The sequence below is a fragment of the Ectothiorhodospiraceae bacterium BW-2 genome, from assembly GCA_008375315.1.
Lineage (GTDB): Bacteria > Pseudomonadota > Gammaproteobacteria > Thiohalomonadales > Thiohalomonadaceae > BW-2.
On the sequence record CP032507.1, the window covers coordinates 2,450,346 to 2,474,508 of the forward strand.

General features: G+C 55.2%; 23 protein-coding genes and 1 pseudogene. 18 read left to right on the forward strand and 6 right to left on the reverse strand.

Annotated features, from left to right (window positions below; translation table 11 throughout):
* The first annotated feature begins 7 nt into the window (after window positions 1-7).
* Genes D5085_11900 through D5085_11920 form a run of 5 tightly spaced genes read left to right on the forward strand, consistent with a single transcriptional unit; the run spans window position 8 to window position 6,284 of the window.
* The gene (locus D5085_11900; protein QEP43761.1) at window positions 8-529 is read left to right on the forward strand and encodes a hypothetical protein; all 522 of its coding nucleotides are present in this window, start codon (window positions 8-10) and stop codon (window positions 527-529) included.
* Window positions 526-2,994: a heavy metal translocating P-type ATPase gene (locus D5085_11905; protein QEP43762.1), complete on the forward strand. Its 2,469-nt coding sequence runs from the start codon at window positions 526-528 to the stop codon at window positions 2,992-2,994. The genes D5085_11900 and D5085_11905 overlap by 4 nt, the downstream gene beginning before the upstream one ends.
* Window positions 2,995-3,000: 6 nt before the next feature.
* The gene (locus D5085_11910) at window positions 3,001-4,152 is read left to right on the forward strand and encodes a lipid-A-disaccharide synthase (protein QEP43763.1); all 1,152 of its coding nucleotides are present in this window, start codon (window positions 3,001-3,003) and stop codon (window positions 4,150-4,152) included.
* Window positions 4,152-5,330, forward strand: coding sequence for a hypothetical protein (locus tag D5085_11915; protein QEP43764.1), 1,179 nt, complete (start codon window positions 4,152-4,154; stop codon window positions 5,328-5,330). Before D5085_11910 ends, D5085_11915 begins: the two co-directional genes overlap by 1 nt.
* Window positions 5,331-5,339: 9 nt before the next feature.
* Window positions 5,340-6,284 carry a DUF1722 domain-containing protein gene (locus D5085_11920; GenBank protein QEP43765.1) on the forward strand — a complete coding sequence of 315 codons (945 nt, stop codon included), beginning with the start codon at window positions 5,340-5,342 and terminating at the stop codon, window positions 6,282-6,284.
* Here the strand turns inward: D5085_11920 and D5085_11925 are convergent.
* Window positions 6,281-6,688 (reverse strand): BLUF domain-containing protein, encoded by a 408-nt coding sequence (locus tag D5085_11925; protein ID QEP43766.1) that lies wholly within the window; start codon window positions 6,686-6,688, stop codon window positions 6,281-6,283. The genes D5085_11920 and D5085_11925 overlap by 4 nt on opposite strands.
* A gap of 230 nt (window positions 6,689-6,918) precedes the next feature.
* Here D5085_11925 and D5085_11930 point away from each other — a divergent pair, with 230 nt between their 5' ends.
* From D5085_11930 to D5085_11980, 11 genes and pseudogenes are all read left to right on the forward strand, one after another.
* Complete coding sequence (locus D5085_11930; GenBank protein QEP43767.1) at window positions 6,919-8,838, forward strand: methyl-accepting chemotaxis protein; 1,920 nt, start codon at window positions 6,919-6,921, stop codon at window positions 8,836-8,838.
* 12 nt (window positions 8,839-8,850) lie between these two features.
* Window positions 8,851-10,416: a purine-binding chemotaxis protein CheW gene (locus tag D5085_11935; protein QEP43768.1), complete on the forward strand. Its 1,566-nt coding sequence runs from the start codon at window positions 8,851-8,853 to the stop codon at window positions 10,414-10,416.
* Between the two features lie 61 nt (window positions 10,417-10,477).
* A complete protein-coding gene (cheB, locus tag D5085_11940; protein QEP43769.1) occupies window positions 10,478-11,545 on the forward strand; it encodes a chemotaxis-specific protein-glutamate methyltransferase CheB in 1,068 nt (355 codons plus the stop codon).
* Between the two features lie 13 nt (window positions 11,546-11,558).
* A complete protein-coding gene (locus D5085_11945; GenBank protein ID QEP43770.1) occupies window positions 11,559-12,191 on the forward strand; it encodes a HEAT repeat domain-containing protein in 633 nt (210 codons plus the stop codon).
* Window position 12,192: 1 nt separating this feature from the next.
* On the forward strand, window positions 12,193-13,065 hold the full coding sequence (locus D5085_11950; GenBank protein QEP43771.1) for a protein-glutamate O-methyltransferase CheR: 873 nt from the start codon (window positions 12,193-12,195) through the stop codon (window positions 13,063-13,065).
* A 26-nt stretch (window positions 13,066-13,091) separates the two neighbouring features.
* Complete coding sequence (locus tag D5085_11955; protein ID QEP43772.1) at window positions 13,092-13,460, forward strand: response regulator; 369 nt, start codon at window positions 13,092-13,094, stop codon at window positions 13,458-13,460.
* A gap of 1 nt (window position 13,461) precedes the next feature.
* Window positions 13,462-16,119 (forward strand): chemotaxis protein CheA, encoded by a 2,658-nt coding sequence (locus D5085_11960; GenBank protein ID QEP43773.1) that lies wholly within the window; start codon window positions 13,462-13,464, stop codon window positions 16,117-16,119.
* A pseudogene (locus tag D5085_11965) lies at window positions 16,110-16,289 on the forward strand (hypothetical protein). Before D5085_11960 ends, D5085_11965 begins: the two are co-directional and overlap by 10 nt.
* Window positions 16,290-16,437: 148 nt before the next feature.
* The gene (locus D5085_11970) at window positions 16,438-17,211 is read left to right on the forward strand and encodes a ParA family protein (protein ID QEP43774.1); all 774 of its coding nucleotides are present in this window, start codon (window positions 16,438-16,440) and stop codon (window positions 17,209-17,211) included.
* A 30-nt stretch (window positions 17,212-17,241) separates the two neighbouring features.
* The gene (locus tag D5085_11975) at window positions 17,242-17,613 is read left to right on the forward strand and encodes a response regulator (GenBank protein ID QEP43775.1); all 372 of its coding nucleotides are present in this window, start codon (window positions 17,242-17,244) and stop codon (window positions 17,611-17,613) included.
* 17 nt (window positions 17,614-17,630) lie between these two features.
* The gene (locus D5085_11980; GenBank protein QEP43776.1) at window positions 17,631-18,947 is read left to right on the forward strand and encodes a hypothetical protein; all 1,317 of its coding nucleotides are present in this window, start codon (window positions 17,631-17,633) and stop codon (window positions 18,945-18,947) included.
* Window positions 18,948-19,037: 90 nt separating this feature from the next.
* On the opposite strand, the gene D5085_11985 is transcribed toward D5085_11980, so the two are convergent.
* The 5 genes from D5085_11985 to D5085_12005 all read right to left on the reverse strand — a co-directional run bounded on the left by D5085_11985 (window position 19,038) and on the right by D5085_12005 (window position 21,844).
* Window positions 19,038-19,667: a hypothetical protein gene (locus tag D5085_11985; protein ID QEP43777.1), complete on the reverse strand. Its 630-nt coding sequence runs from the start codon at window positions 19,665-19,667 to the stop codon at window positions 19,038-19,040.
* On the reverse strand, window positions 19,655-20,068 hold the full coding sequence (locus D5085_11990) for an anti-sigma regulatory factor (protein ID QEP43778.1): 414 nt from the start codon (window positions 20,066-20,068) through the stop codon (window positions 19,655-19,657). Before D5085_11990 ends, D5085_11985 begins: the two co-directional genes overlap by 13 nt.
* Before the next feature lie 3 nt (window positions 20,069-20,071).
* On the reverse strand, window positions 20,072-20,497 hold the full coding sequence (locus tag D5085_11995; protein QEP43779.1) for an anti-sigma regulatory factor: 426 nt from the start codon (window positions 20,495-20,497) through the stop codon (window positions 20,072-20,074).
* Entirely contained in the window at window positions 20,494-20,925 is a 432-nt protein-coding gene (locus D5085_12000) for an STAS domain-containing protein (GenBank protein QEP43780.1), read from the reverse strand. Before D5085_12000 ends, D5085_11995 begins: the two co-directional genes overlap by 4 nt.
* Window positions 20,926-20,986: 61 nt before the next feature.
* Complete coding sequence (locus tag D5085_12005; GenBank protein QEP43781.1) at window positions 20,987-21,844, reverse strand: STAS domain-containing protein; 858 nt, start codon at window positions 21,842-21,844, stop codon at window positions 20,987-20,989.
* A gap of 119 nt (window positions 21,845-21,963) precedes the next feature.
* Here D5085_12005 and D5085_12010 point away from each other — a divergent pair, with 119 nt between their 5' ends.
* On the forward strand, window positions 21,964-23,766 hold the full coding sequence (locus D5085_12010) for a response regulator (GenBank protein ID QEP43782.1): 1,803 nt from the start codon (window positions 21,964-21,966) through the stop codon (window positions 23,764-23,766).
* A 2-nt stretch (window positions 23,767-23,768) separates the two neighbouring features.
* Complete coding sequence (locus tag D5085_12015; GenBank protein QEP43783.1) at window positions 23,769-24,137, forward strand: response regulator; 369 nt, start codon at window positions 23,769-23,771, stop codon at window positions 24,135-24,137.
* The last annotated feature ends 26 nt before the right edge of the window (window positions 24,138-24,163 follow it).

The window sequence follows — 24,163 nt, forward strand, 5'->3', positions numbered from 1 at the left end:
GAGTGCTATGGCATGGATTTCACAAACGAATAAAGCGGCCTTTAGAAACCCTTGGGTGTTGTGGTGGCTGGCCGGGTTGTTACTAGTATTGAGCGTTAATACCGCTTTTATTATCACTGCGGTGGTGACTAACCCGGGTTTAGTCGAAAAGGACTACTATGAGCAGGGGCGTAATCACGAACAGACGGTGCAACAGAAGCTAGCTACCCGCAAAGAGCTAGGGTGGGAGATGACGCTGGAGATTATCAAAAATCCGGTACAAGGGGAGGAGAGTCTGGTGAGCTTCTACCTGCGTGACAAGCAGGGAGAGCCGCTGCTAGTCGATGGGGTCGCGCTCAATGTCTATCGCCCCTCTAGTGCGGCACTCGATTTTGCCACTGGGATGACAGCGGTCGCTAATGGTGAGTACCAGGCACGCATTATCTTTAGTGAGCGGGGGGTGTGGGAGCTGACGGCGGTGGCGGTTGAAGGAGAGGATAGACTCGATACCACGCTACGACTGGTGGTGGCACCGGCCTCAGACTCTTGATTGAACCCTTAGCAGAGCGCTGTTTTCACTGCGGTCTGCCGCTGCCACAGGATGAGGAGATAGTCTCCCATCTGAAGGGGGAGCGGCGTGACTTCTGTTGCCACGGCTGCCAAGCGGTCTGTGAGACCATCTTTGCCGCCGGCATGGAGGGGTTTTACGAACGCACCCCTGATGCGGGATTAGGTGCTCGCCCCCCCGCACCCCCGCAAGAGCTAACGCTCTATGATCTTGACGAGGTGCAGCAGGAGTTTATTCGCGCCTCTGAGGGCAGCACGCTGCGCTCTATTCATCTGTTGGTCGAAGGGATCCACTGCGCGGCCTGTGTCTGGTTGATTGAGCGCACTCTACGCACCCTTCCGGGCGTGGTGGGTGTTGCGGTCAACCTCTCGGGTAAACGGCTCCATCTACAGTGGGACAATAGTCGTTTGGCTCTCTCCACTGTCCTGCAAAAATTGGCCGATATCGGCTATAGCGCGGTACCGTTTGATCCCGATGTCGCCGAGGGGCGTCTCCAAAAGCAGAATCGAGCGCTGCTGTTTCGAATGGCCTTTGCCGGCTTTGCGATGATGAATCTGACTTGGATCTCAATCGCCCTCTACAGCGGTGCGGATGAGGGGGAGTTTCGGTCGCTATTTCACTGGATAGGGTTTGTGCTGGCGACGCCGACGCTGCTCTACGCCGGTTGGCCCTTTTTGCGTGGCGCGGTCACCGGGCTACGACACGCCCATTTAACCATGGATCTGCCGATTGCTATCGGTGCGACTGTCACCTGGCTCTACTCGACCTATATTACTGTCGTCCAGCCGCCGTTAGGCGAGGTCTATTTCGATACTGTAGTTAACTTTCTGTTTGTCATTTTGGTGGGTCGTTTTCTGGAGTCGATCTCCAAACGCCATGCCGTGGCAGCCACCCAGCGACTGTTTGATCTACAACCGAAGGTAGCGATTGTACTGGATGGGGGAGAGGAGCGAGTGACCCCCATTCGCGCCGTGAAAGTGGGGCAATGGGTACTGGTAAAACCGGGGCAGAAGATTCCGGTCGATGGCGTGATCCTAGAGGGGGAGAGCGAAGTCGATGAGGCGATGCTCAGTGGTGAGTCGCTGCCGGTTATTAAACGCTGTGGTGATAGCGTCTCGGCGGGGACGCTCAACCGCCTAAATCCATTACAGCTAGAGGTTGCGGCAACGCTACAGCAGACTGCGTTGGGTAAAATTATCACCTTAGTTGAGGAGGCGCAGGCCTCAAAAGCGCCGATTCAGTGTACCGCCGATCGCATTGTCCCTTGGTTTGTCGCGGCGACACTGCTATTGGCCGCCATTACCTTTCTCTATTGGGTGGGGCAAGAGTTTGAGTTTGCCCTCATGGCCGCGACCTCGGTGCTAATTATCACCTGTCCCTGCGCCTTTGGGCTAGCGACGCCGATGGCGATTGCGGTAGCGTCAGGGCAGGGAGCGAAACACGGTATTTTGCTAAAAAATGGCGCAGTGCTGGAGCGGCTCTCACAACTGCACCACTTTGTCTTCGATAAGACCGGTACGCTGACGGAAGGGGCGATGCGACTACAAAAGCTCTATCTGCCCGAGTCGGCAGCGGTGGAGGAGCGCCGAATAATTGAGCTAGCGGCTGCGCTGGAGGCCCAATCGGAACACCCACTCGCCGAGGCGATTATTCGCCTAGCTAAGGAGAACGATATCTCCCTAAAGCAGATGCTAGTTAGCGACATTGTTAACGCCCCCGGGGAGGGGATGAGAGCCACTGTGGCAGGACATCAGGTCGTGATCGGCACCCTAAACTGGCTGCAACAGCACCATATCTCCCCGCTGTTGCAGCTAGTAGAGCAGGAGCAGCGGGTGAGTCAACAGCTCCAGACCCCAGTCCATTTTGGTTGTGATGGCGAACATCAGGCGCTGTTTGCCATTGCCGATCAGCTACGGGAGACGGCCAAACCGCTTCTACAGCGACTCCACCGTGCTGGCCATAGTTTGACGCTGTTAAGTGGTGACCGCCAAGCGGTGGCTGACGCGGTGGCGCGACATTTAGCGGTACCGATGAGCGTCATCGCCGAAGTGAAACCGGATGAGAAGCACCATCTCATTGCACAGTTACAGCAGCAGGGCGAGGCGGTGGTGATGGTGGGGGATGGCATTAACGATGGCCCGGCGCTTATTCAGGCCGATGTCGGCATTGCGATGGGAACGGGTACCGATGTCTCGGTAGAGAGTGCCGATATCGTCTTGACCGATAGCGATTTGAACAAAATCGATTTAGCAACCCAGCTAGCGCACCGCACTTTGCGAACGGTTAAGCAGAATATTGCCATCTCCTTTAGCTACAATATCATTATGGTACCGCTGGCGATGGCCGGTTTTATCACCCCACTGGTGGCGGCCATCAGTATGCCGATTAGCTCGCTGTTGGTGATTGGTAATGCGGCCCGTATTCGGACTCTATTTAGTGGCAAATAGGCCTTAATGAGTTACCGTATCGCCATCATTGCCGGAGAGCCCTCGGGGGATCGATTAGGGGCAGCTGTGGTGCGGGCGATGCCGCAGCTATCGCCGAACATACACTTTGTTGGGGTGGGGGGGGAGCTGATGGCCAAGGCGGGCGTTGAGTTGCTCTACTCCTGTCACGACTTAAGTGTGATGGGGCTGGTCGAGGTGCTGCGCCACTACCCGCGCTTAAAAAGAAAACTACAGTGGACGGTGACTGAGTTGCAGCGGCTTAAGCCAGATCTACTGCTAACTATTGACTATCCTGGCTTTAATCTTCGCCTAGCGACGGCGATGAAGCGTCTAGGAGTGCCGACACTGCACTATGTCGGCCCACAGGTGTGGGCGTGGCGGGCGGGGCGACTAGAGACGATGAAACAGCAGGTCGATCACATAGCGCTGCTGTTTGAGTTTGAGCTACCCTACTACCAGCAAGCCGGCCTAGCGGCGACAGTCGTCGGTCATCCGATGGTGGGGTGGGTTCACTCGACCCTAACGCCCGCTGAGGCGAAAATTTTTTGCGGCAGCTCGCCAGATCGGCCACTCATTGGCCTCTTTCCCGGCAGTCGGCAGAGCGAAATTGCCCGCCATCTACCGTTAATGGTGGCTAGCGCTGAAAAGTTATGGCGCAACCAGCCGCAGCGCCAATTTGTGCTAGTAGCCGCCACCGAACCGCTAGCTAGAGAGATAGAGCGCTGGCTACGACAGGCCGATTGTCGTCTGCCGCTGCAGCTAGTCAGCGGCCACAGTTATGATGTGATGCGCGGTTGCGAGCTGATTATTGCCGCCTCCGGAACGGTGACGCTAGAGATCGCCCTCATGCAGGTGCCGATGGTGGTGATCTACCGTATGGCAGCCGTTAGCTACGCCATTTTGTCTCGTTTGGTCAACATCCCCCACGTATCACTCTGTAATATTGTGGCTAACCAAGCGATAGTCCCAGAGCTGATTCAAAATCAAGCGAATGTGACGCGCCTCGTGGCGACGGCTGAACCGCTATTACGGCCGAGCGCCGCAAAAGAGCAGCAACAACGACTCGCTACCCTTAAATCGATGTTAGCGATAGGCGAGCGTGGTAGTGAAAATGTGGCGCAATTGGCGCTATCGATCTTAGTTTCAAAGGAGAAGTGATGAGTTACCCCACCGGCCCTAGAGAGATTGTCACCCCATTTCGACCCATTCCACTCGATGTACCCGAAGGCATGGCACCGAATGAGTTCTTTAACAGCACCGAAAATTTGAACGATTTAGAGCATAATAACGGCCTGTTATCCAATCCCGAGGGGCTACTGCTCTACCGTAAGGCGTTAGGGCATAGTAATGAGTTTGACTGTTCGATTATCTATAACACCTCTAAAACGATTCTCGACCCGTTAGGGCGGCCGGTGCGGCGCACTCAGGTGCCGCCTAGAGTGAAACAGATCTGGAATCGAATGAACCAGATGATTATTGAGTTTATGCTCCAGCGCTATCCCGATCCTGAGGCGGCGCTGCTACTCGCCGGTGAGGCGAGTCTCGATGCCACCTGGCCTCTCACCTCACCCGGGGTGCCGTCGATTCGGATGCTGCACAACCACTTTATCGCCTTCAATAGGGAGCAGCTACGCCAGGCACCTCTAGCCGATAGCGCCAATCCTAACTTAACCGATGGCGGCCAGCACAGCCTGTTTCAGGCCTATATGCGTGATGTCTATCGTACCTTTTTTGAACAGGCGCTTGAGCTACAAATTCTTAAACCACTCGATTCGGAGCAGTCGGCGCTCAACTTAACCGGCTATCCGCGCGGGCTCCCCTGTTGGGAGATTCAAGGGGGGGCAGAGTCGCTGAAAAATATCCGCTTTTGGCACGAATATGATGAGATTCTGAAGGGGTTTATCGACTTCTATCGCGCCTTTTTTAGCCAAGTTTCGACCCGTAACGCCCCCTGTCCGGCCGATGCTTACTATCCGCAGCAGGTTGAGAGTGTCCTGCTATTTAATAACGACTTTATGGCGACGGCGAAAAAGGTGCGCGACCGCTGTATTACCGATGCTAAATATGCCAACTCCATTCGGTGGCAACCGGCGTTTAAGCAGCTTATCTACCGCAATGATGCCGGGAAACTGGTGGTGACAATTAGCCAAAATTCGATTGGAAATGCCATTACCGAACTGTTAGGGGTGGTGGTCAAGCGAGTACCTGATGCGGAGGCCTATGCCCAATTTGAACCGATGCTATTAGAGCGACTACTCCAGGTGCGGCAACGGCTCATTGAGGCCGATTTAGGGCAAGGATTAGCCACCGCACAGTGGCCGGCGGCGCTCAATTAAGTCGTGGCAATGGAGAAGATGACCCTCGGAATCAGTAGCTGTCTTTTAGGCGAGCGGGTTCGGTTTGATAACTCCCATAAACACAACCGTTATATTACTGATACCCTAGGGGAGTATTTTGCCTTTCGCCCCTACTGCCCCGAGGTGGCGATTGGGTTGGGGACTCCGCGCCCGCCGCTTCGATTAGTTCGATTCGCAGAGGAGATACGGGTGAGGGGGGTCAAAGATCCGACTCAAGATGTGACTGAAGCGTTAACCGCCTATGGGGAGCAGATTGGTGCCGAGTGTGACCAGCTCTGTGGCTATATCTTCAAGAGTCAATCGCCTAGCTGCGGTATGGAGCGGGTGAAAAACTATAGTGACCAAGGTGTCCGACAGGGGAGTAGTCCCGGTCGCTATGCGGCCGCAGTGATGGCCGCTAACCCCTCTCTGCCGGTCGAGGAGGAGGGGCGGTTAATGGATGCCCGGCTTAGGGAGAACTTTATCGAGCGGGTCTTTATCTATCACCGCTGGCAGCGCTATTGGCAGCAGGGGTTAACCCCCGCGACGCTAGTCGAGTTCCATACCCGGCATAAATTGACGCTCTTAGCGCACGATGAGCTAGGCTATCGGGAGCTAGGCCGGTTGGTAGCGAGGGCGGGGAGTGAGGCGTTATCGACGCTAGCTGCGGACTATCTAGCTAGAGCGATGGTATCGCTAAAAAAATTGGCTACCCCTAAAACCCACACCAATGTATTACAACATATTTTTGGCTATATTAAGGATAACCTCAGTCGGGAGGATAAGCAGGAGCTATTGGAGGTGTTTGAGGCGTATCGTACCGGACAGGTGCCACTCATTGTGCCGATGACGCTGTTAAAACACTATCTGCGTCGCTACCCTAACGACTACATTAGCCAGCAGTACTATCTACAGCCCCATCCGCGCGAGTTACAGCTTAGAAATCGGGTTTAATCGGTCTCTAAAAAAGAGGCCATTAGCTCCAACAGGATATTGGGCTCGTTCGCAAAACGCTCACGCAGATGCGCCAGCGTTAAACTATTGCCAAACTGCTGTAGATCCTTGCCATCGAGCGACTTAAAGCCCATTGACCAATCTTGACAGATGCGGGGGCGGTTTTCGACATCTAGTACCACCTCAAGATTGGCATGGCGATTATCGGTGGCGATCTGCTCCATTAGCGACAACACACTCTCCTTCTCCCCCTCAAGTAGCTGCAAAAACAGATTATTGTGAACCAGCAAGATGCCAGTGATATCGTGCTGGCGATTGTAGCTGCGAGCCTTGGCGAGAATATTGGCCAGATCAGCCTCAGAGAGGGGGCGGGCTGTTTCGCTCATATAGACAATTTGGTACATGGGGGGTTGCTCTCCGGCGTAAAGAGTGGTTTAGTGCGGCTGCATAGGTTAGCGCAGAGAGGCTCGAAGGTCAAAAAAGCTTAAGTTTGATTTTAATGTGGCCGACCTGGGAGTAGTATTGCACAGGTTAGCACCCTTTGCCGGCCTGTTTTTATCAAGGCGGTGTGGGCGTTTGGTTGGCGAAAGCCACACTATATATACTTTATTGAACATTGTGAGGAGAGATAACCATGGCACTGATGAAAACCGGCAAAGTGGTTTCCAGTGAGTCTTCGGTCAGTAGTGGCGACAGTAGCGTCCGTACTCGGCGAGAGGCAGAGGATAAGCGCCGTCAGGCGCGAACGCTGGCGAAACAGCAGCAGGCGGCGGAGCGGATTTCGGCCGCATCGACCCAGCTCGCTAGCGGTATTACCGAAGCCTCCTCGGCGCAGGAGGAGTTAACCAAGGCGATGGAGCAGGTCGGCAGCGGTGCCGAGGAGGCGGCTGGTGCGAGTCAAGAGTCGCTCGCGGCGATGGAGCAGATTAACGGTCGCTTAACCCGACAGTCGGAGATTGCCGAAAGTGGCGCTAGCAAGACCCAAGAGCTACAGATAAATATCGATAGGGTGAGTGGTGAGGTGGGTGAGCTGGTGCAGAGTGTCAAACTCGGTGCCAAACGGCAAGATGCTTCAGTCAAACAGATGGAAGCGTTAGAGACCCAGGCGGCCAAAATTAACGAATCGGTCAAGCAGGTGATGCGAATTGCCGATCAGACCAATCTTTTAGCACTCAATGCCGCGATCGAGGCTGGCCGTGCCGGTAAACATGGCAAGGGCTTTGCTGTTGTGGCCGATACAGTACGCAACTTAGCCGAGACCTCAGAGACCAATGCCGCCAGTATTGCCAAACTGATTGAGGAGATTCAGAGCAAATCGCGTTCCATCGGTGAGTCGGTTCGGGGGGCGGCCGACAATGCGGGCAGAGAGGCTGAAGTGGGTAATCAGATAGTCGAACAGCTTGGGCAGATTAAAGCCGATATGGCGCTCCTCTACAAAGGGGCGAATGAGCTGATGGCCTCATCGCAACAGATGAGTCGTGCGGCAGCCGATGCCCAGGCCGGTTCTGAGTCGATTGCTGCGGCGGCGGAGGAGCAATCTTCGGCAGTGGAGGAGTCGATTAAGAGTCTTAGCCAGCAGGGGCAGGCGCTCGCCGGTGCCGAAGAGGCGGCGCGATCACTAGAAGAGCTAGCCGATGAGCTAAAAAGTAGCACCGATATTGCAAAAAGCTCAGAAGATGTCGCGGCAGCGGCGGAGGAGCTCTCGGCCTCAATTGAGGAGATTAACCGCTCGGCAAGCGAAATTATGAGCGCCATTACCCAAATCAGTCGCGGTGCCGAACAGCAGGCCACTGCCGCAGAGCAGGCGGTCGCCGGCATTAGCCAGATCGATAGAGGGACTCAGCTCGCGCTAGAGAGCAGCAGTTTTGCCCTAGAGAAGGGGGCAGAGATGACCGAAAAGCTGCAAAAGAATAAAGAGAGCATCGACAAGATGATTAACGGTATTAGTACCGCGACCGAGGCAGGACAGATCAATCTTGATAACATTCGTGCCCTCGAAGATGTGACTCGTAAAATTGACAAAATTGTCGATGCCATTGCTACCGTTGCTATTAAAATCAGCATGTTGGCAGTCAATGGCGCCGTTGAAGCGGCACGAGCGGGGGAGTATGGCAAAGGGTTTGCCGTCGTCTCCTCTGATATTCAAAATCTAGCCGATGATGCGGCTGAAAATGCCGAACAGATTAAAGATATGGTGAAAGCGATTCAGGATCAGTCGGTAGTGGTGCGCAACGATCTCTATGAAGTGGCCGATGCCTCAATGAAAGGGGTGGAGAAGGCGAAGATCACCGCCACAGCCCTAGAGGGGGTCGAACGCGATATGGGGACAGTGATTGACGGTAATCGCCAGATTCAGCAGGCGGCAGAAGAGGCGGCAGCGGCGGTAGTACAGGCGAAGAAGGGGATTGAGCAGATTGCCGCCGCCGCCGAAGAGGCGAGTACCGCCACCGCCGAAGCCTCGGCAGCGGCGAAACAGCAGTCACAAGGTGCCGAAGAGCTCGCCTCAGCCATTGAGGAGATCGCCTCTATTGCCGATGAGTTGCAGAGCGGTTAAGGAGAGAATCCAATGAGTGAACTGCAACAACTAGATAGTCATGAGGAGGAGGAGATCGCCGATATGGCCGATCAATATGTTACCTTCTTTCTCGGTGACGAGGCGTTTGCCTTTCCGATGGCCTCCGTGCTGGAGATTGTCCGCATTCCGCAGACGGTAGAGGTACCGCTCACCCCCGGCAGTCTGGTCGGTCTAGCTAACCTGCGCGGTAGTGTGCTGCCGATTCTCGAACTGCGACGACTACTCGGCATGGAGGAGGTCGAGTTTAACGATGCGACCCGAGTGATTGTGGCCGATGCCGGCCGACCGGTCGGGCTGATTGTCGATAAGGTGGCGCGAGTGATGAATATCGACCCGCGCAATATTGAAAGTGCCGATCGAGTCGGCTCTACCATCGATAGCTCGCTCCTAGTGGGCGTGGCTAAAAATGTCGATAACCACGCCCTAATTCAGCTACTGAATGTCGAGAAGGTGATTAAGCAGGAGTTTGGCAGCATAATTGACAAAGCGGCCAATCATGAAGGGGGAGAGCTAGGCGGGGTAGCTGCGCTCGAACAGAGTAGCCACGATGAGGGGGAGGAGGATACCCGACAGCTAGTTAGCTTTATGGTCGATAACCAAGAGTATGCGTTTGACATTGAGGATGTCGAGGAGATTGTGCGGGTACCGGAGAGCATTAGTCGGGTGCCCCACGCCGAACCCCATGTGCTGGGGCTAATCAACTTGCGCGAATCGCTGCTGCCGTTGGTGAATCTACGGACTCTGTTCGCGATGCCGGAGTCGGAGCTAGATGAGCACCACCGTATTTTGGTACTCAGTCTGCGCCGTAGTGGGCAGCGGGAGTCGGTCGGTATCGTGGTCGATCAGGTGCGTGAAGTGCTGCGCATTACCCCTGAGGTGCAAGATAAAGTCCCCTCAATGCTGCGCCAAGGGGAGAAGCTCAACGAGATCGCCGCTGTCTGCCGACTCGAACAGGGCAAGCGGCTGGTCTCGGTACTCACCGCCGATGAGCTGTTTGCCCACCCCTCAATTCAGCAAGCGCTGGAGAGTCGTGACAGTCAACAGGAGGAGCTAGCTGTGGTAAATCAGAGCAGTGAGGGTGATGAGGCTATCACCGAAGAGGAGGAGACCCAACTGGTGGTGTTCCAGCTAGCTGGGCAGGAGTTTGGCGTCTCGATCGAATCGGTACAGGAGATCACCCGCGTACCGGAGCAGATGACCCGAGTCCCTAAAACCCCCGCCTTTATTGAAGGGATGGTCAATCTGCGCGGGGCGGTGCTGCCGGTACTCGATATGCGGATTCGGTTCGGCCTAGAGCGGATGGAGCGTAACGAGCGGCAACGAATTTTAGTGCTCGATCTCAAAGGCACCCGCACCGGCTTTATTACCGATGCCGTCCTTGAGGTGCTGCGACTTAACCGTAAGGTGATTGAGCAGGCACCGCCGCTCTCAGATGAGCAGTCACGCATTATGGGGCAGGTGGTCAACTTTCGCGATAAGAAGCGGATGATTCAGGTACTGAGCGTGAGCGAACTACTCGATGAGCAGGAGCGGCGCGATATACAGCAGACACTCTAATCACTTGTCTGTTAGCTAAGCGTGAGAACCGTGAGAACTGTGAGAACCGTGGAGAGAGAGCGTGACTAAAGTCCTTATTGTCGATGATTCGGCGCTAATGCGTAAAAAGATTCGGGAGATTTTGCAGGAGGGGGGCGATTTCGAACTCGATACCGCCCGCGACGGCAGAGACGCGCTGGAAAAAATGCCACAATTTCGCCCCGATGTCGTTACGCTTGATATCAACATGCCGATCATGGATGGCCTAACCTGTCTCGCCCACATTATGGCGCTAGAGAGTCCGCCACCGGTGGTGATGGTCTCCTCGCTCACGGAAGAGGGGGCGCTGACCACCTTTGAGGCGCTAGAGCTCGGTGCCTTCGACTATGTCGCCAAACCCGGCGGGACGGTGTCGCTCAATATTCGCGATGTCGAGCAGGAGATTGTCGCCAAAGTGAAGGCGGCAGCGAAGAGTCGTCGCCGCAAAGTCGCCCGAGGGGGCGGTCTGCGGGAGCGGCTACGGCAGCAGCGAGTCGAACATAACGAGAGTAGCGTCTCGACTTCGGGGGCTGATGTCAAAGGGCTAGTCGTGATCGGCGTCTCCACCGGCGGGCCTTCGACCCTAGAGGAGATTCTGCCGCTACTGCCGGCCGCTTTTCCCTGGCCGGTGCTGGTCGCGCAGCACATGCCGGGGCGCTTTACCGCCGTGTTTGCCCGCAGACTCGATGGCCGCTGTCAGATGGCGGTCAAAGAGGTGGACTCCCCCATGGCGCTGCGTCCGGGGGAGATCTATATTGCCCGAGGCGATGCTGATGTCAAAATTGGCCGTCGCAAAGGGGTACTGATGGCGCTATCGGTGCCACAAAATAGCGCTCTATGGCACCCCTGTGTCGATCGTATGGTCGAATCGGCGATGGAGTACTTTTCACCCAAACAGCTAGTCGGGGTGCAGCTAACCGGAATGGGGTATGACGGTGCCGAACAGATGGCCAAACTACACCAGAAGGGGGGGCGAACCATCGCTGAGGCAGAGGAGAGTGCGGTGGTCTTTGGGATGCCAAAAGAGTTAATTGAGCGCGGCGGTGCGACAGAAGTGCTGCCGGCGAACAAAGTGGCGGCACAACTACTACGCTGGGTTAAGTCGCCGTAGGAGGGGGAGAGAGATGGGATTGGTAAAATCAAAACAGCCGCCAGTGACGGGTAGCGAGGTAGAGCGACGCCACCTGCAACGGACTCTGGAGGAGCTGCGTCAACTTCTGCAACAGGGAGAGGCGGCTGAACGGCGCTGGGCGGCACGCGATCTAGCCTCCTGTGGCGAGGCAGCGGTTGAGGGTCTGATTCGGGCGCTACCGGCTGAGACAGTGTTAGTGGTGCGGGAGGCGATTTTAGATGCCCTCTTAACGATTGGGGGCCGAGGCGTGATTGAGGGGCTCATTCCACTACTGCGCAGCGATGATGCGGCGCTGCGCAACGGCGTGATTGAGGTGTTGCAGGGGATGCCCGACGATATCGCCCCCTACATGGCACAGATCCTCGCGGATGAGGACTCCGATGTGCGCATCTTTGCCATTGATATCTTGCAGATGCTCTCGCATCGCAGTGGCCCGCAGTGGCTATTGGAGGTCATAGAGCGGGAGAGTCATGTCAATGTCCTCGCCGCCGCGATAGATCGTTTAGCCGAAGTCGGCACACCGGAGATGATCCCAGCCCTAGAGCGGCTGAGGCAGCAGTGGCAGCAGCAGCCCTTTATCAGCTTTGCGATTAAAGCGGCGATTCAACGGATAAACGGAGCTTAAGATGTCTTTTAACAGGGCGGTCGGAGATAAAAACAGCACTATTTCTGAGCTAAGCGACGCCGAATTTGCCCGTTTTCGCGATTTTTTCTATCGCAAGACCGGTATCTACTTTGAAGAGAGCAAACGCTACTTTGTCGATAAACGGGTCATTCAGCGCATTGAAGCGACAGCTAGTGATAGCTTTCGGGACTACTTTACCCTGCTGCGGTTTCAGGCCTCAGGGGAGGAGCTCCAGCAGCTCATCAATCTGTTGACCGTTAACGAAACCTACTTTTTTCGCGAGGAGTACCAGTTTCAGTGCATGGTGCGCTCGGTACTGCCGGAGATCGTGCGCCATAAACCGCTCGGGGAGCGGATGAGAATCTGGTCGATCCCCTCATCGACCGGCGAAGAGCCCTACTCAGTCGCCCTCTATCTCCTAGAGCATTGGGCCGATATTAACCGTATCGATGTTGAACTAACTGGCTCCGATATCGATAGTCGGGTACTAGAGCGGGCACAGAAGGGGATCTTTAATGCCCGTTCGGTTAACCATCTGCCGCGCCACATTCTTAACCGCTACTTTACCCCCTTAGTGGGCGACAACTACCAAATCAGTACCGATCTGCGCGAGTCGGTCGAGTTTAAACTACTGAATTTAACCGATGGCACCGCCACCCGCTACTACCGCAACTATGATGTCATCTTTTGTCGTAACCTATTGATCTATTTTGATGACACCTCACGCCGCCAAGCCGCTGAATCGCTGTTCGATGCACTAAGGCCGGGAGGTTTTCTGTTTTTGGGCCATTCGGAATCGATGAGCCGGATTTCGTCACTGTTTACAGTGCGCAAGTTTCCAGAAGCCATCGCCTACCAGAAGCCGCTGAGCTAGATAAGAGAAGTATTGAGGAGTAATCGATGACCCGCGTTCTGATTGTAGATGATGCGCTGACGGTAAGAATGTACCATCGTCAGCTGATGGAGCAGCTCGGCTTTGAGGTCGATGAGGCCTCTAACGGCATTGAGGCGCTGGAGAAGGGGCTAAGCACACGCTATGAGCTCTTTATCGTCGATGTCAATATGCCGAAGATGGATGGCTATCGACTGGTGCAGGAGATGCGAAAAAATGGGGCGCTGCAACATATTCCGGTCATTATGGTCAGTACCGAGGCGCAGCTAAGAGACCGAGAGCAGGCGCTACTCGCTGGCGCTAACTTCTATGTGGTCAAACCGGCCGATCCCGACTCGTTGCAACTGCAGGCTCGTCTGCTAGCGGGGGAGGTGTAGCATGAATCCACTGTTAAGCGCCTTTATCGCCGAGGCGCGAGAGTTACTGGAGCTAGCCGGAGCACGCTTTTTAGATCTGGAGCAGTCGCCCCCCGATAACGACGAGCTAATTAACGAACTATTTCGGGCGATTCACACCATCAAAGGGGCGTCGGGGCTGTTCGATATCGTCCCGTTTACCAAAGTGGTGCACGCTGCTGAAGATGTGCTCGATAAGGTGCGGGCAGGTAAACTGCAACTTAACTCTGAACATATCGATCTACTCCTCGATGCGATGGATCAGGTCGGCGCTTGGCTCGATGAGCTACAGGCGCAGGAGGCGCTAGCCGCCTCAGCCGCCGGACGCAGTGCGGCGCTGGTGCAGCAGATTCGACAACTGCTCAATAGCTGCAGTGAGGCCCCTGATACCCCTGATACCCCTGACCCCCTTCATGCTATCGACGCGAACACAGCCGCCGCACCGCTAGAGCGACCCGAGTGGCTAACAGCCGTGCCGGAGGAGCTAAGAGGTGAACTCTATCAGCAGTCACAGCCGCTACTAGCACTCGTCTATGAGCCGGATGAGGAGTGCTTTTTTCAAGGCCACGATCCGCTGTTTACGCTGCAAAATCTACCGGGGATGGTCTGGTTTACCCTCCAGGCGCGGCAGAAGTGGGGAGATCTAGAGCAGCTCGATCCATTTCGTTGCAACCTACGCCTCTTTGCCCTAACAACAGCGGCGACAGAAGAGGTTGAAGAGTATCTGCGCTATGTCCTAGAGGAGGTGACCCTCACCCCCATCGCCCCCCAACAGCTCATTGAGCCGCAGGGGGCGAGGGGCGATAGAGCACCGTTTGGACTCTTTATCGAAGATAGTCGAGAGCTGGTGGCCACACAGAACTGGCAAGGGTTGCAGCAGGCGTGCCACATTGTACTGCAAAGTAGTGGTAGCGAGCTCATTCAGAGCTCGGCACTGCGCTGGTTAGTGCGCCTATTTTCTCGAGGAGAGCCGCCGATCGCCTGGGTAGAGGCGCTGCTACAGGTGGTCGCGGGCGACGAGTTTACCCCCCCCGCGACTCAACCCGACGCTGTCGATGAGACAACTTCGGTTGCCGCTAAACGCATGGCGTTACAGATGGTGGCCGAACAGCAGCCGCTACTCTCACTCCCATGGGAGGCTCAGATGTGGCCCGGACGCATCGCCTCGGTAGTGACCGTGGTGCAGCGACTGTTAGCGGCCATAGGGGCGGAGGGCGAGGCGGCGGCGCTCGACAATGCCCACCAAGAGGCGTTAGCGACCCGTAGTGGGGATCCGCTACTAAAATTTATTCAGCAGCTAGTCGAGAGCCACACACCGGCGGCTGTGGCCGATCCTGAGCGGATCGAGACGATCATCCCAGAGGGGGGGGCTCAGAGCGCGGCGGATGAGCCAAGCGGCGTGGCGCGGCGCAACAGTCAGACCAATACGAACACTATGTTTCGTACCTTAAAGGTCGATCAAGAGCGGATCGATAACCTCATGGATCTAGTCGGCGAACTGGTCGTGGCCAAAAATGCGCTGCCGTTTCTAGCGAAAAGGGCGGAAGATAGGTACGGTATGCGCGAGCTGGCGCGGGAGATTAAGGGGCAGCACGCGGTGATTAACCGTCTGGCCGAAGATCTGCAATACGCGGTGATGCAGGTGCGAATGGTGCCGGTTAGTAGCGCCTTTCAACGCTTTCCGCGCCTAGTGCGCGATATCTCACGCAAGTTAGGCAAACAGGTGAAGTTTCTAACCCAAGGCGAAGAGACCGAAGCGGATAAAAATATCGTAGAAGATCTGGCCGATCCCTTAATCCATCTAGTCCGTAATAGTCTTGATCACGGGATTGAAGTGCCCGAGGTGCGCCAGCAGGCGGGTAAAGCGGCCGAAGCGCAGCTCATACTACGGGCGACACAGCAAGATGATCGGGTACTGATTGAAATTATTGACGATGGCAAAGGGATCGATCCGGAGGTCATTAAGCAGCTAGCCTACGCTAAAGGGCTGATTAGCGAAGAGGTGGTCGAGACGATGAGCGACCACGAAGCGATTCAGCTCATCTTTGCCGCCGGCTTCTCTACCGCAGAGAGGATCTCTGATCTCTCCGGACGCGGGGTCGGTATGGATGTGGTGCGCAGTACCGTACAGCGAGTCGGCGGTAGCGTGGTCGTAGAGAGTGAGAAGGGCCGGGGAACAACGGTGCGCCTCTCGCTGCCGCTCTCAATGGCGGTCACCCGAGTGATGATGATTCGGGTCGGTAACGAAGATTTCGGCATCGCCTTTGATGCGGTCAGAGAGACCGTTCGTATCCCGAAACGGGAGATTCGCTATATCAAACAGCAAGAGAGCGTGATCCTGCGAAATCGCCTGCTGCCACTGTTTCGGCTACGACAGCTACTATCGATCCAGCTAGCCGATGAGAGTGAGCAGCCGCTAGAGCTCTCGGCCGAGGAGCGAGAGATTGCGATTTTAGTGGTGACCATTAATGGCGAGAGCGTCGGCCTCATTGTCGATGATTTCCACGAGGGGACTGACATTATCCTTAAACCGCTAGAGGGGGTCATGTCGGGCTTTAACCTCTACTCCGGCACGGCCCTACTAGGCGATGGTCGAGTGCTGTTGGTACTAAATCTGAAGGAGCTAATGCGATGCCGATAAATTTTTTAAAGACAGTGGCCAAACTAGAGGGGCGCTGCGAGGTCGATGAAGCGGAGACACTATTCGAGTGGTTACAGGAGCACCCTGGAGGGCGGGTCAATCTAAAAGAGTGCCAAGCGCTGCACGCAGCGGTCGTACAGGTATTAATGGCGCTTAAACCGCCGATTTCGGTCGCACCCGACGACAAGGCGCTGCAAAGGTGGTTAATGCCGGTCGTGGCACCGGAGGGGGTGAGGGAGGGCTAGCGCTCTGCGTGGGGGGGTTACACACCGCACGATTTAGGTTAGACTAAATCGTTATGAAACACAGAGCGACTCCATGAATCGACCTACCGTGGTTGCGGTCTCAAATCGCAAGGGCGGCAGTGGTAAAACCACGACGGCAGTTAACCTTGCTGCCCAGTGGGCTGTGAGTGGTTGGCGGACGCTGCTCATTGATCTCGATACCCAGAGCCATAGCGCCATCGGACTAGGGATAGAGGTAGAGCGTAGCGGGGCGATACATCGACTGTTTGACACCCCTAGCTATACCCTACAGCAGGGTCAGTTAGCGACAGCGCTTAACAACTTGACCCTTATTGGTGCCGATATCGACTATGAGACCCGGGTCGCCTCCCCCGACTATACTCTCCTACAACGGCAGCTACATGAGGGGTGGGTAGCCGAACAGTTTGATCGGGTGGTACTTGATACCCCGCCGACCTCCGATCTGCTGCTCATTAGCGCCTTAGCGGCTGCGGATGGGGTGTTAATCCCCTTTGTTCCGCACCATTTAGCGGCGGTTGGGGTCAATCAGCTCGCGAGACTCTTCTACCGAGTGGCCACGCGCTACAACCCCTCGCTGCAACTCATCGCGCTGCTGCCGGTGATGGTCAACCGTAACTTTACCCTACAGCGTAAAGTGTTAGACGAGCTGGCGATACAGTTTGGCAAGGGGCGACTTTTGCGCGGTATTCGCACCAATATCCGCCTAGCTGAGGCGTTTGCCGCCGGAGAACCGATCTGTCGCTTTGCGCCGCGCAGCCCTGGCGCGATGGACTATCAGCTACTCGCCGATGAGCTAGAGACGGTGTGGTTAAATAACAGAACCTGATTTTTTGGTGTTAATTTAGGATAAGTACTGATGAAGACAATACTACTGGTCGATGACTCCTCGACAATACTGTTGAGTATGGGCGATATTTTAACTAAGGCTGGCTTTAAGGTTGAAAAGGCCTCCAATGGCAAGGAGGCGCTGACCAAACTACAATCGGGGCTAAAGCCCAATTTAGTGATTACCGATGTCAATATGCCGCTAATGAACGGCATTGAACTGGTACGGGAGGCGAAAAAGCTCCCCGGCATGCGCTTTACGCCGATGCTGGTGTTAACGACCGAATCGCAGCAGTCGATGCGGGATGAGGGCAAAAAGGCTGGCGCAACCGGCTGGCTGGTCAAACCGGTCAATTCAGCACAGCTACTACAGGTGGTAAAACAAGTTGTCCCAGGTGCTTAGAAGAGGAGAGCGTGGCTGTGGCAAATCTCAATAGCAGTGATAAGGGGACTCGAAGCCTAGATCATAAAAGTACCCTTCGCTACTCCACTGCGGTCACCAAAAGTTTTATTTTGGTATCGCTAGCGGCGATTATCCCCTACTGGATTGTCGTCTATGCGATCCATGGCTGGCTGATTGCACTTGAGGGGATCGGCTCCTTCTCTGCCGGCGCAACACATGCGTTTGTATTAATGGCTCTTGGCGTGATTTTCGGACTCTTTGCCACAGTCGGTTTCTACCTTATCTCCTATCAGCGCCATAAGAGCGGTAGTCAGTTTTTTATTATGAGCAGCGAAGGGATGATGCGTCAGGCGCAGTTGGAGCTAGCGCTACAGGATCTGACTGAGATGATTGGTGCTTTTCGCAATATCTTGATCGAATATGAGACACCGCTGAACCGTATTGCCAGTGATACCGAAGCCTCGGCCATCGATATGGTCAATCGCACCCGAGAGCTGGATCAGACCGCCCAAAAGCTGGTTGATTACCTAAGTGGTTCCGATTTTGATGCGGCCGATATGCAGGGGGAGATTCAGAAAAATACCGAAAGCATTAAAAAGATTGCCGACTATATCACCCAACTGCCGGCGCAGTTAGAGCAGGATCATGCCGCCGTGCAGAACTTGATGCAGGAGGTCTCTAATCTCAGCGGCATGATCAACACCATCAAAGAGATTAGTGAACAGACCAACCTGTTAGCGCTGAATGCCGCGATTGAGGCGGCGCGGGCGGGCGACTCGGGGCGGGGATTTGCCGTCGTGGCTAGTGAGGTGCGGCAGTTAGCCAAAAAGTCAGCTGAAGCGGCTGATGAGATTGAGCAGCGGATTAAATCGGCTCACAGAGTTGTGAGTGAGAGCCTCAGTAAGCAGGATGTGAATGCGGTGGATGAGCTACAGCAGGCAGCTGGGGTAAACACCTTTATCCATAAGCTCTACGAGAGTTATGAGGATATGCGTCAATTCTATAAGACGCTGCTAACGGTCAGCACCGAGCATAATGTCAGATTAGCCGAGGGGATTGTCGATATGCTCGGTTCGATTCAGTATCAGGATGTGGTGCGGCAGCGAATTGAACGGCTGAACGAGGCCAATGGTGAGGCGATAGCCCAGCTCGATGCGATACGGCAGCTACTCCATGATCAGCAGTTTGGTCAGCTTACCGCAGTGTTGCAAGAGATAGAGCAGATGGCGCAGAGATATCGCCAAAATGAGCAGCGCCATGTAACGAGTTCAGGCCAGAGTGCGGGTGACAGCAATAGCGCTGAGGAGGCGCTGCCACAAATTCAGCTCTTTTAAGGTGCCCCTACGAACCCAAATCGGGCCAATGGGGTGAATGGCCATGACATTGACATTCTGCCGAACCATTGTCGCAGGATCGTTATTTTTCTACAGCACAGGATTGTGATAGTAGAGCAGCAGACCGGCATCATCGGTAGAGCGCCCCCACTGCTTGAGTAGCTGATCGGCAATCGACTCAAAATCAAATTCGGCACCACAGTTAGGATCGAAGCTGAGGCCGGGGGGGAGCTGTAGCTGCTCACTAATGCCATCGGTATGAAGAAGTAGCAGTGTACCGGGGAGTAGGGTCAAGTTTTGAATATGGAGGTGGTGGTAGCCGCCGCCGACAATACCCGGATCGGCATAAATATGGTGCCTGTCACTATCGTGGGGGTAGATAATGGCAACCACATTGCCCACTCCGGCTATCCTCGCCCGATTATCACTAAGCTCTATCTGGGTCATCGCGACGCCACGGGTTGAGCGCAGCGCCTCGTTACAGACAGCAAAGCGCTCACTCATCGGCCACTGCAGATGATGTTTGCTACACTCTATCGCCGCTAGTGCCGCCCGCTCCGCTTCGGGGCCATGGCCTAGACCATCGACTAAAATCAGATAGGTGGTGTGGTCGCTGTGTACTATCGTGGCTTGATCACCGCACCGAATCTGCCCCGGATAGGGGCGAGTTTTTATAACAACATGGCCATGGCAGGAGGAGGCATCGGTTAGCGATCCCATTTAATAGCCTCAATGCGGGTCTCTCCCCCCTTTTGGGAGTCGATAGTAAACTCATCGGCCAGCCGCCTAACCCCCGGAAGTCCACCGCCGAGGCCGCCGCAGGTGGAGTAGCCATCCTGCATCGCTAGGGTAATATCGGCAATGCCAGGGCCTTGATCGACCGCTTCGACTCGCACCCCCTTGCGGGGCGGCTGGTAGAGTGGTATGAGATGGATGATGCCGCCGCAGCCGGCGGTGTGGAGTACTAAATTGTAGGCCAGTTCAGAGACGATAGTCGCTACCGAGTGGCGGCTGATATTTCGTAGCCCCATCTCTCGCCCTATCTGTAGAGCTCGATTGCGAACTAGTGCAACATCGTACTCAATACGGACAACATAGTCGAAGGGAGGGGGGGCGCTCATCGGTTAGTGGCCAATGGCGCGACTCATAATCGCCGTCACTCGGGTATGGCCGGGTGATGACTCTATCTCGAACTGATCGACTAGCCGTCGGGTGCCGGGTAGGCCGACACCGAGGCCGTTGCCGCTGCTGTAGCCATCTTGCATGGCCTGTTCAATATCGGCAATCCCGGGGCCAAAATCTTCGGCGACAATCTCGATATGGGTCAGATTCTGCTCCCGATAGCTACAGATATGGCACACCCCCTCACCGGCATAGTTGAGAATATTGCGGGCAAGCTCCGAAATCGCGGTGGCGAGCCGAGTCTGATCGACAATTCTAAAACCGAGCTTTTTGGCTAAGGTGCGGCCCTCTTGTCGTGCCTGAATAATATCGTCCGGTTTGACAATCGTCACTTTAAAGATATCGAGTGGTGTGGTAGAGAGCCTCATCGACGAGGGAGCCCTGCCGGTCGCGTGGGGTCTGTCGTCGCGGCCGGTTTGGGTTTGAGAGCTAGAAAGCTATCGAGCCGCTCTTTGCCTACTAGCTTCTCTAAGCCGTGGTTGAGATTGAGCGCCGTTTCGACCCCCTCTAGCTCACGCCCCATATCGACTAGAGTGAGGGCGACAGCCGGCTGCATACCGCAGATAACTACCCGACAACCGAGCAGGCTAATCATGTGCGCCGTTTCGCTTAAAATTCGTGCCATGTAGGAGTCAACCACATCGAGCGCACTAATATCGATGACGGCACCGTTCGCATCGTAGTTCTGCACCATCGTTAACATATCCTCCCGAAAACGGGAGAGATCTTGATCGTTAAGATCGACCTGAATAGAGGTTAAAAGCAGGTGGCGGATTCTAAGAATAGGGACTCGCATAGGCTGACTGACTTGGGCAAGTTAAACAGTAACAGGGGGCATGGCAGTAGGAGAGGAACGCTTATTGGCTCTCATTGCCGATATGTTTACCGAGGCGGGTAAAGGCCTCCTTAACGCCGCTCTTTAGGCTCCCTTTGGTGGTCATATTCTGCATATTGACCCCTAACTCGGTCATGGTTTGGGCATTGGTCGGGCTAATACCGGTTAAAATCACCTCCGCACCGAGCATTCTGGCGGCGGTAATGGTCTTAATCAGGTGGCGACCGACCTGGGTGTCGATAATCGGTACACCGGTGACATCGAGAATAGCAATAGAGGCCTCGTTAGCAACGATGCTCTCTAACAGCGATTCGATAATGTGCTGGGCGCGAATGGTATCGACCACCCCGACTAGGGGGAGCAGAATCACCTGATCCCAGAGCTTAATCACCGGTGTGGCTAATTCGAGCAGGCTCTCCGATTGCTGACGGATAAACTCCTCCCGTTTTTTAGAGTAGATATCGAGGGTAATTAGCCCCATCTGATCGACTAGGCGCTGAATAGTGCGACTTAACTGCAGTAGCTGCGGCAGATTAGTCTCAAAGTGGCGGTCGAGCAATCTTTGTATGACATCTTTAAGCACAAAGATAAAAGAGGCGGTCTCTGTGGGGCTAAACCCGCGCGAGACGCGGCTAGTGCTAATCTCCTGTAGGAGCTGATAGAGTTCGTGATTCTGTTCGACATCCTCTATCTGGCCTCTCTCGAAGCTGCGAATCGTGATACTAAGCAGCGAGGAGGTCTCGTTACTGAGCTCCTGACGGCTCATCAACTCTAACAGCCGGTTACCGGTAGAGAGCAGTGCCGCCTCTATCCACTCCTGTTGTAGCTGTTGTCGAGCATGGGACATCAAGGCCGCAAGTTCTGTCAAAGGCTGCGTCATAAAAATTGACTCCTGAATCAGTTAGCCATAATGTAACGGCCACCTAGACCGATGACACCGTTTAATTATGGACTAATTTTTCTCTATTAGCAAAGATAACTAACTATGGTGACCCTACTATGAGCCCGCTGGCCTCCGAATCGATCACTGCCGCTGAACAGGAACACTACTGCCAGATTTTGCAACAATTTTTGGCCGAAGGGAGTGAAACGGCGCTGATGGAGGCGACCGAGCTAGGGCGGGCGATGGTGGCTCGTGGTGTCCCTCCCGAGGAGGCGATTGAGCTGCATCAGTTAGCGCTAGAGCAGCAGGTGTTAAGAGCGCGGGGAGGCGTCGCTGAGCTTATTGAGAGTTCGACCGCGCTGCTCTATGAGATGATTATGGCCTATGGTATCGCCTTTCGAGCCCATATCGAACTGCTACAGCGACGGCAGCGAGCCAATTTGGAGTCGATTACCGAGCAGTCGGACGAGATGGTGGTACTCACCGATCGCGCTGGCAGAGTCGAGTATGTCAATCGTGCCTTTAGTGACATTACCGGCTATCGTCGCAGCGCGGCACGACAGATGGCGCTAGTCGAACTACTCGGGCTAGAGGTGGGAGAGCGGCAGCTACTACAGCGCAGTATCGAGTCGGCCGAGCGCTTTAGCCGACGCCTACAGCATGTTGATGCGAAGGGGCAGCCCTATGTCACCGATACCGTCTTCTTTCCGCTACGGGATCACCAGCTACAGTTGAGCAACTTTGTGCTAGTCGGGCGCGATATTACCCACAAGGTGGCGATGGAGCGCGATCTACAACAAAAATCGCAGCGACTAGAGGCGATCGGGACGCTAGCGGCCGGTATTTCGCACGACTTCAATAATGTACTGGGGATGATTTTAGGTTACGCCTCGCTGCTCAATGCGTCGTTGCGGCAGCAGGAGGATCGTGACAACTTAGCGCAGATTCGCGCGGCGGCAGAGCGGGGGCGTGAGCTAGTCGAGCAGATTCTCGCCTTCTCCCGTCCGGGGCGAGAGAGGGTGCGCAAGGCGATACCGCTAGCCAAAATAGTTCGAGAGACCTTAAGCCTACTGCGCGGGAGCTATCCGCACAGGATAGCGTTTGAGATTGACGCGAATGATGACTCATTGACCGTCTGGGCGGTCTCGACCCACCTGACCCAGCTAGTGATGAATCTGGCGGTTAACGCGCTACAGGCGATGCAGCTAGAGGGGGGGCAGCTAACGGTGAGTGTGGCGCGACAGGGGGAGTCGGTCATGCTAAAGGTGGCCGATAGTGGCCCTGGTATCGCAGCTGAGATTCGCGAACGGATCTTTGATCCCTTCTTCACCACCAAAGAGGAGGGGGAGGGGACTGGGTTGGGTCTATCGGTGGTGAGTGATATTATTCGCCGCTATCGTGGCTCGGTCGATATCGACTCCCAGTTGGGTCGGGGGACGACCTTTACGCTCCTGTTTCCGCTGTGTGGATCGGAGGGGGGGGCGATGGCAGCGATAGAGCCGCCGCCGGTGATAGCCGACCCACCGAGGGTCGCTAGCGAGCGCCAAGCGACGCCTGCCCATCTTGTCGTGGTCGATGATGAGCTATCGATGCTACAACTAGCGGGTGAGGTATTGCAGGGGGCCGGTTATCGGGTGACACTGGAGTCGAGCGCCTGGTCGGCGCTACGAACGCTCTACGCTGAGGAGGCCGCGCTACTGATTACCGACCGCGAGATGCCAGAGCTCGATGGGGTGGAGCTAGTGAGGCGCGTTCACGGCCTAAAGCCAGAGCTGCCGCTGCTGATGTGGACCGGTCACCCCGATGAGGCGAGTGAGCAGGCGGCGAGAGAGTACGGCGTGGCAGAGATTCTCTATAAACCGGTCGATTTTGACCGACTAAAAGCCGTTATTGAAACCATAACCCGGGAGTTAAATTAGCTATGGCAAGAGTAATCGTGATGGATGATGAGCAGAGTATGCGTGATATGGTCAGACAGATGCTCACCAAAGATGGTCATCAGGTGACCATCGCAAGTGATGGCGGGGAGGGGCTGAAAACTATGCGGGGGGGAGGGTTCGATCTAGCCATTATCGATATTCTCATGCCGGGCAAAGATGGCATAGAGACGATGATTGAGATTAAACGCAGCTACCCGACGACCAAAATTATTGCCATGTCGGGGGGGCGTCGCGGGATTAAAGCCTCATTTAACCTCGATTCGGCGGTATTAATGGGGGCCGATGCGACCCTACCAAAGCCGTTTGAGTGGCCGCAACTGCGAAGTGCCGTGCAAAAGTTGGGTCTATAACGAGAGTTTACGCTTGGGGCTGTTGA

Coding starts and splice junctions, on each gene's coding strand:
- D5085_11950 (QEP43771.1), top strand. CDS start 12,193: ATGTCTTTTAACAGGGCGGTCGGAGATAAAAACAGCACTATTTCTGAG.
- D5085_11915 (QEP43764.1), top strand. CDS start 4,152: ATGAGTTACCCCACCGGCCCTAGAGAGATTGTCACCCCATTTCGACCC.
- D5085_11930 (QEP43767.1), top strand. CDS start 6,919: ATGGCACTGATGAAAACCGGCAAAGTGGTTTCCAGTGAGTCTTCGGTC.
- D5085_12005 (QEP43781.1), bottom strand. CDS start 21,844: ATGACGCAGCCTTTGACAGAACTTGCGGCCTTGATGTCCCATGCTCGA.
- D5085_11960 (QEP43773.1), top strand. CDS start 13,462: ATGAATCCACTGTTAAGCGCCTTTATCGCCGAGGCGCGAGAGTTACTG.
- D5085_11925 (QEP43766.1), bottom strand. CDS start 6,688: ATGTACCAAATTGTCTATATGAGCGAAACAGCCCGCCCCCTCTCTGAG.
- D5085_11955 (QEP43772.1), top strand. CDS start 13,092: ATGACCCGCGTTCTGATTGTAGATGATGCGCTGACGGTAAGAATGTAC.
- D5085_11990 (QEP43778.1), bottom strand. CDS start 20,068: ATGAGCGCCCCCCCTCCCTTCGACTATGTTGTCCGTATTGAGTACGAT.
- D5085_11910 (QEP43763.1), top strand. CDS start 3,001: ATGAGTTACCGTATCGCCATCATTGCCGGAGAGCCCTCGGGGGATCGA.
- D5085_12000 (QEP43780.1), bottom strand. CDS start 20,925: ATGCGAGTCCCTATTCTTAGAATCCGCCACCTGCTTTTAACCTCTATT.
- D5085_11945 (QEP43770.1), top strand. CDS start 11,559: ATGGGATTGGTAAAATCAAAACAGCCGCCAGTGACGGGTAGCGAGGTA.
- D5085_11975 (QEP43775.1), top strand. CDS start 17,242: ATGAAGACAATACTACTGGTCGATGACTCCTCGACAATACTGTTGAGT.
- D5085_11900 (QEP43761.1), top strand. CDS start 8: ATGGCATGGATTTCACAAACGAATAAAGCGGCCTTTAGAAACCCTTGG.
- D5085_11985 (QEP43777.1), bottom strand. CDS start 19,667: ATGGGATCGCTAACCGATGCCTCCTCCTGCCATGGCCATGTTGTTATA.
- D5085_12010 (QEP43782.1), top strand. CDS start 21,964: ATGAGCCCGCTGGCCTCCGAATCGATCACTGCCGCTGAACAGGAACAC.
- D5085_11995 (QEP43779.1), bottom strand. CDS start 20,497: ATGAGGCTCTCTACCACACCACTCGATATCTTTAAAGTGACGATTGTC.
- D5085_12015 (QEP43783.1), top strand. CDS start 23,769: ATGGCAAGAGTAATCGTGATGGATGATGAGCAGAGTATGCGTGATATG.
- D5085_11935 (QEP43768.1), top strand. CDS start 8,851: ATGAGTGAACTGCAACAACTAGATAGTCATGAGGAGGAGGAGATCGCC.
- D5085_11920 (QEP43765.1), top strand. CDS start 5,340: ATGGAGAAGATGACCCTCGGAATCAGTAGCTGTCTTTTAGGCGAGCGG.
- D5085_11970 (QEP43774.1), top strand. CDS start 16,438: ATGAATCGACCTACCGTGGTTGCGGTCTCAAATCGCAAGGGCGGCAGT.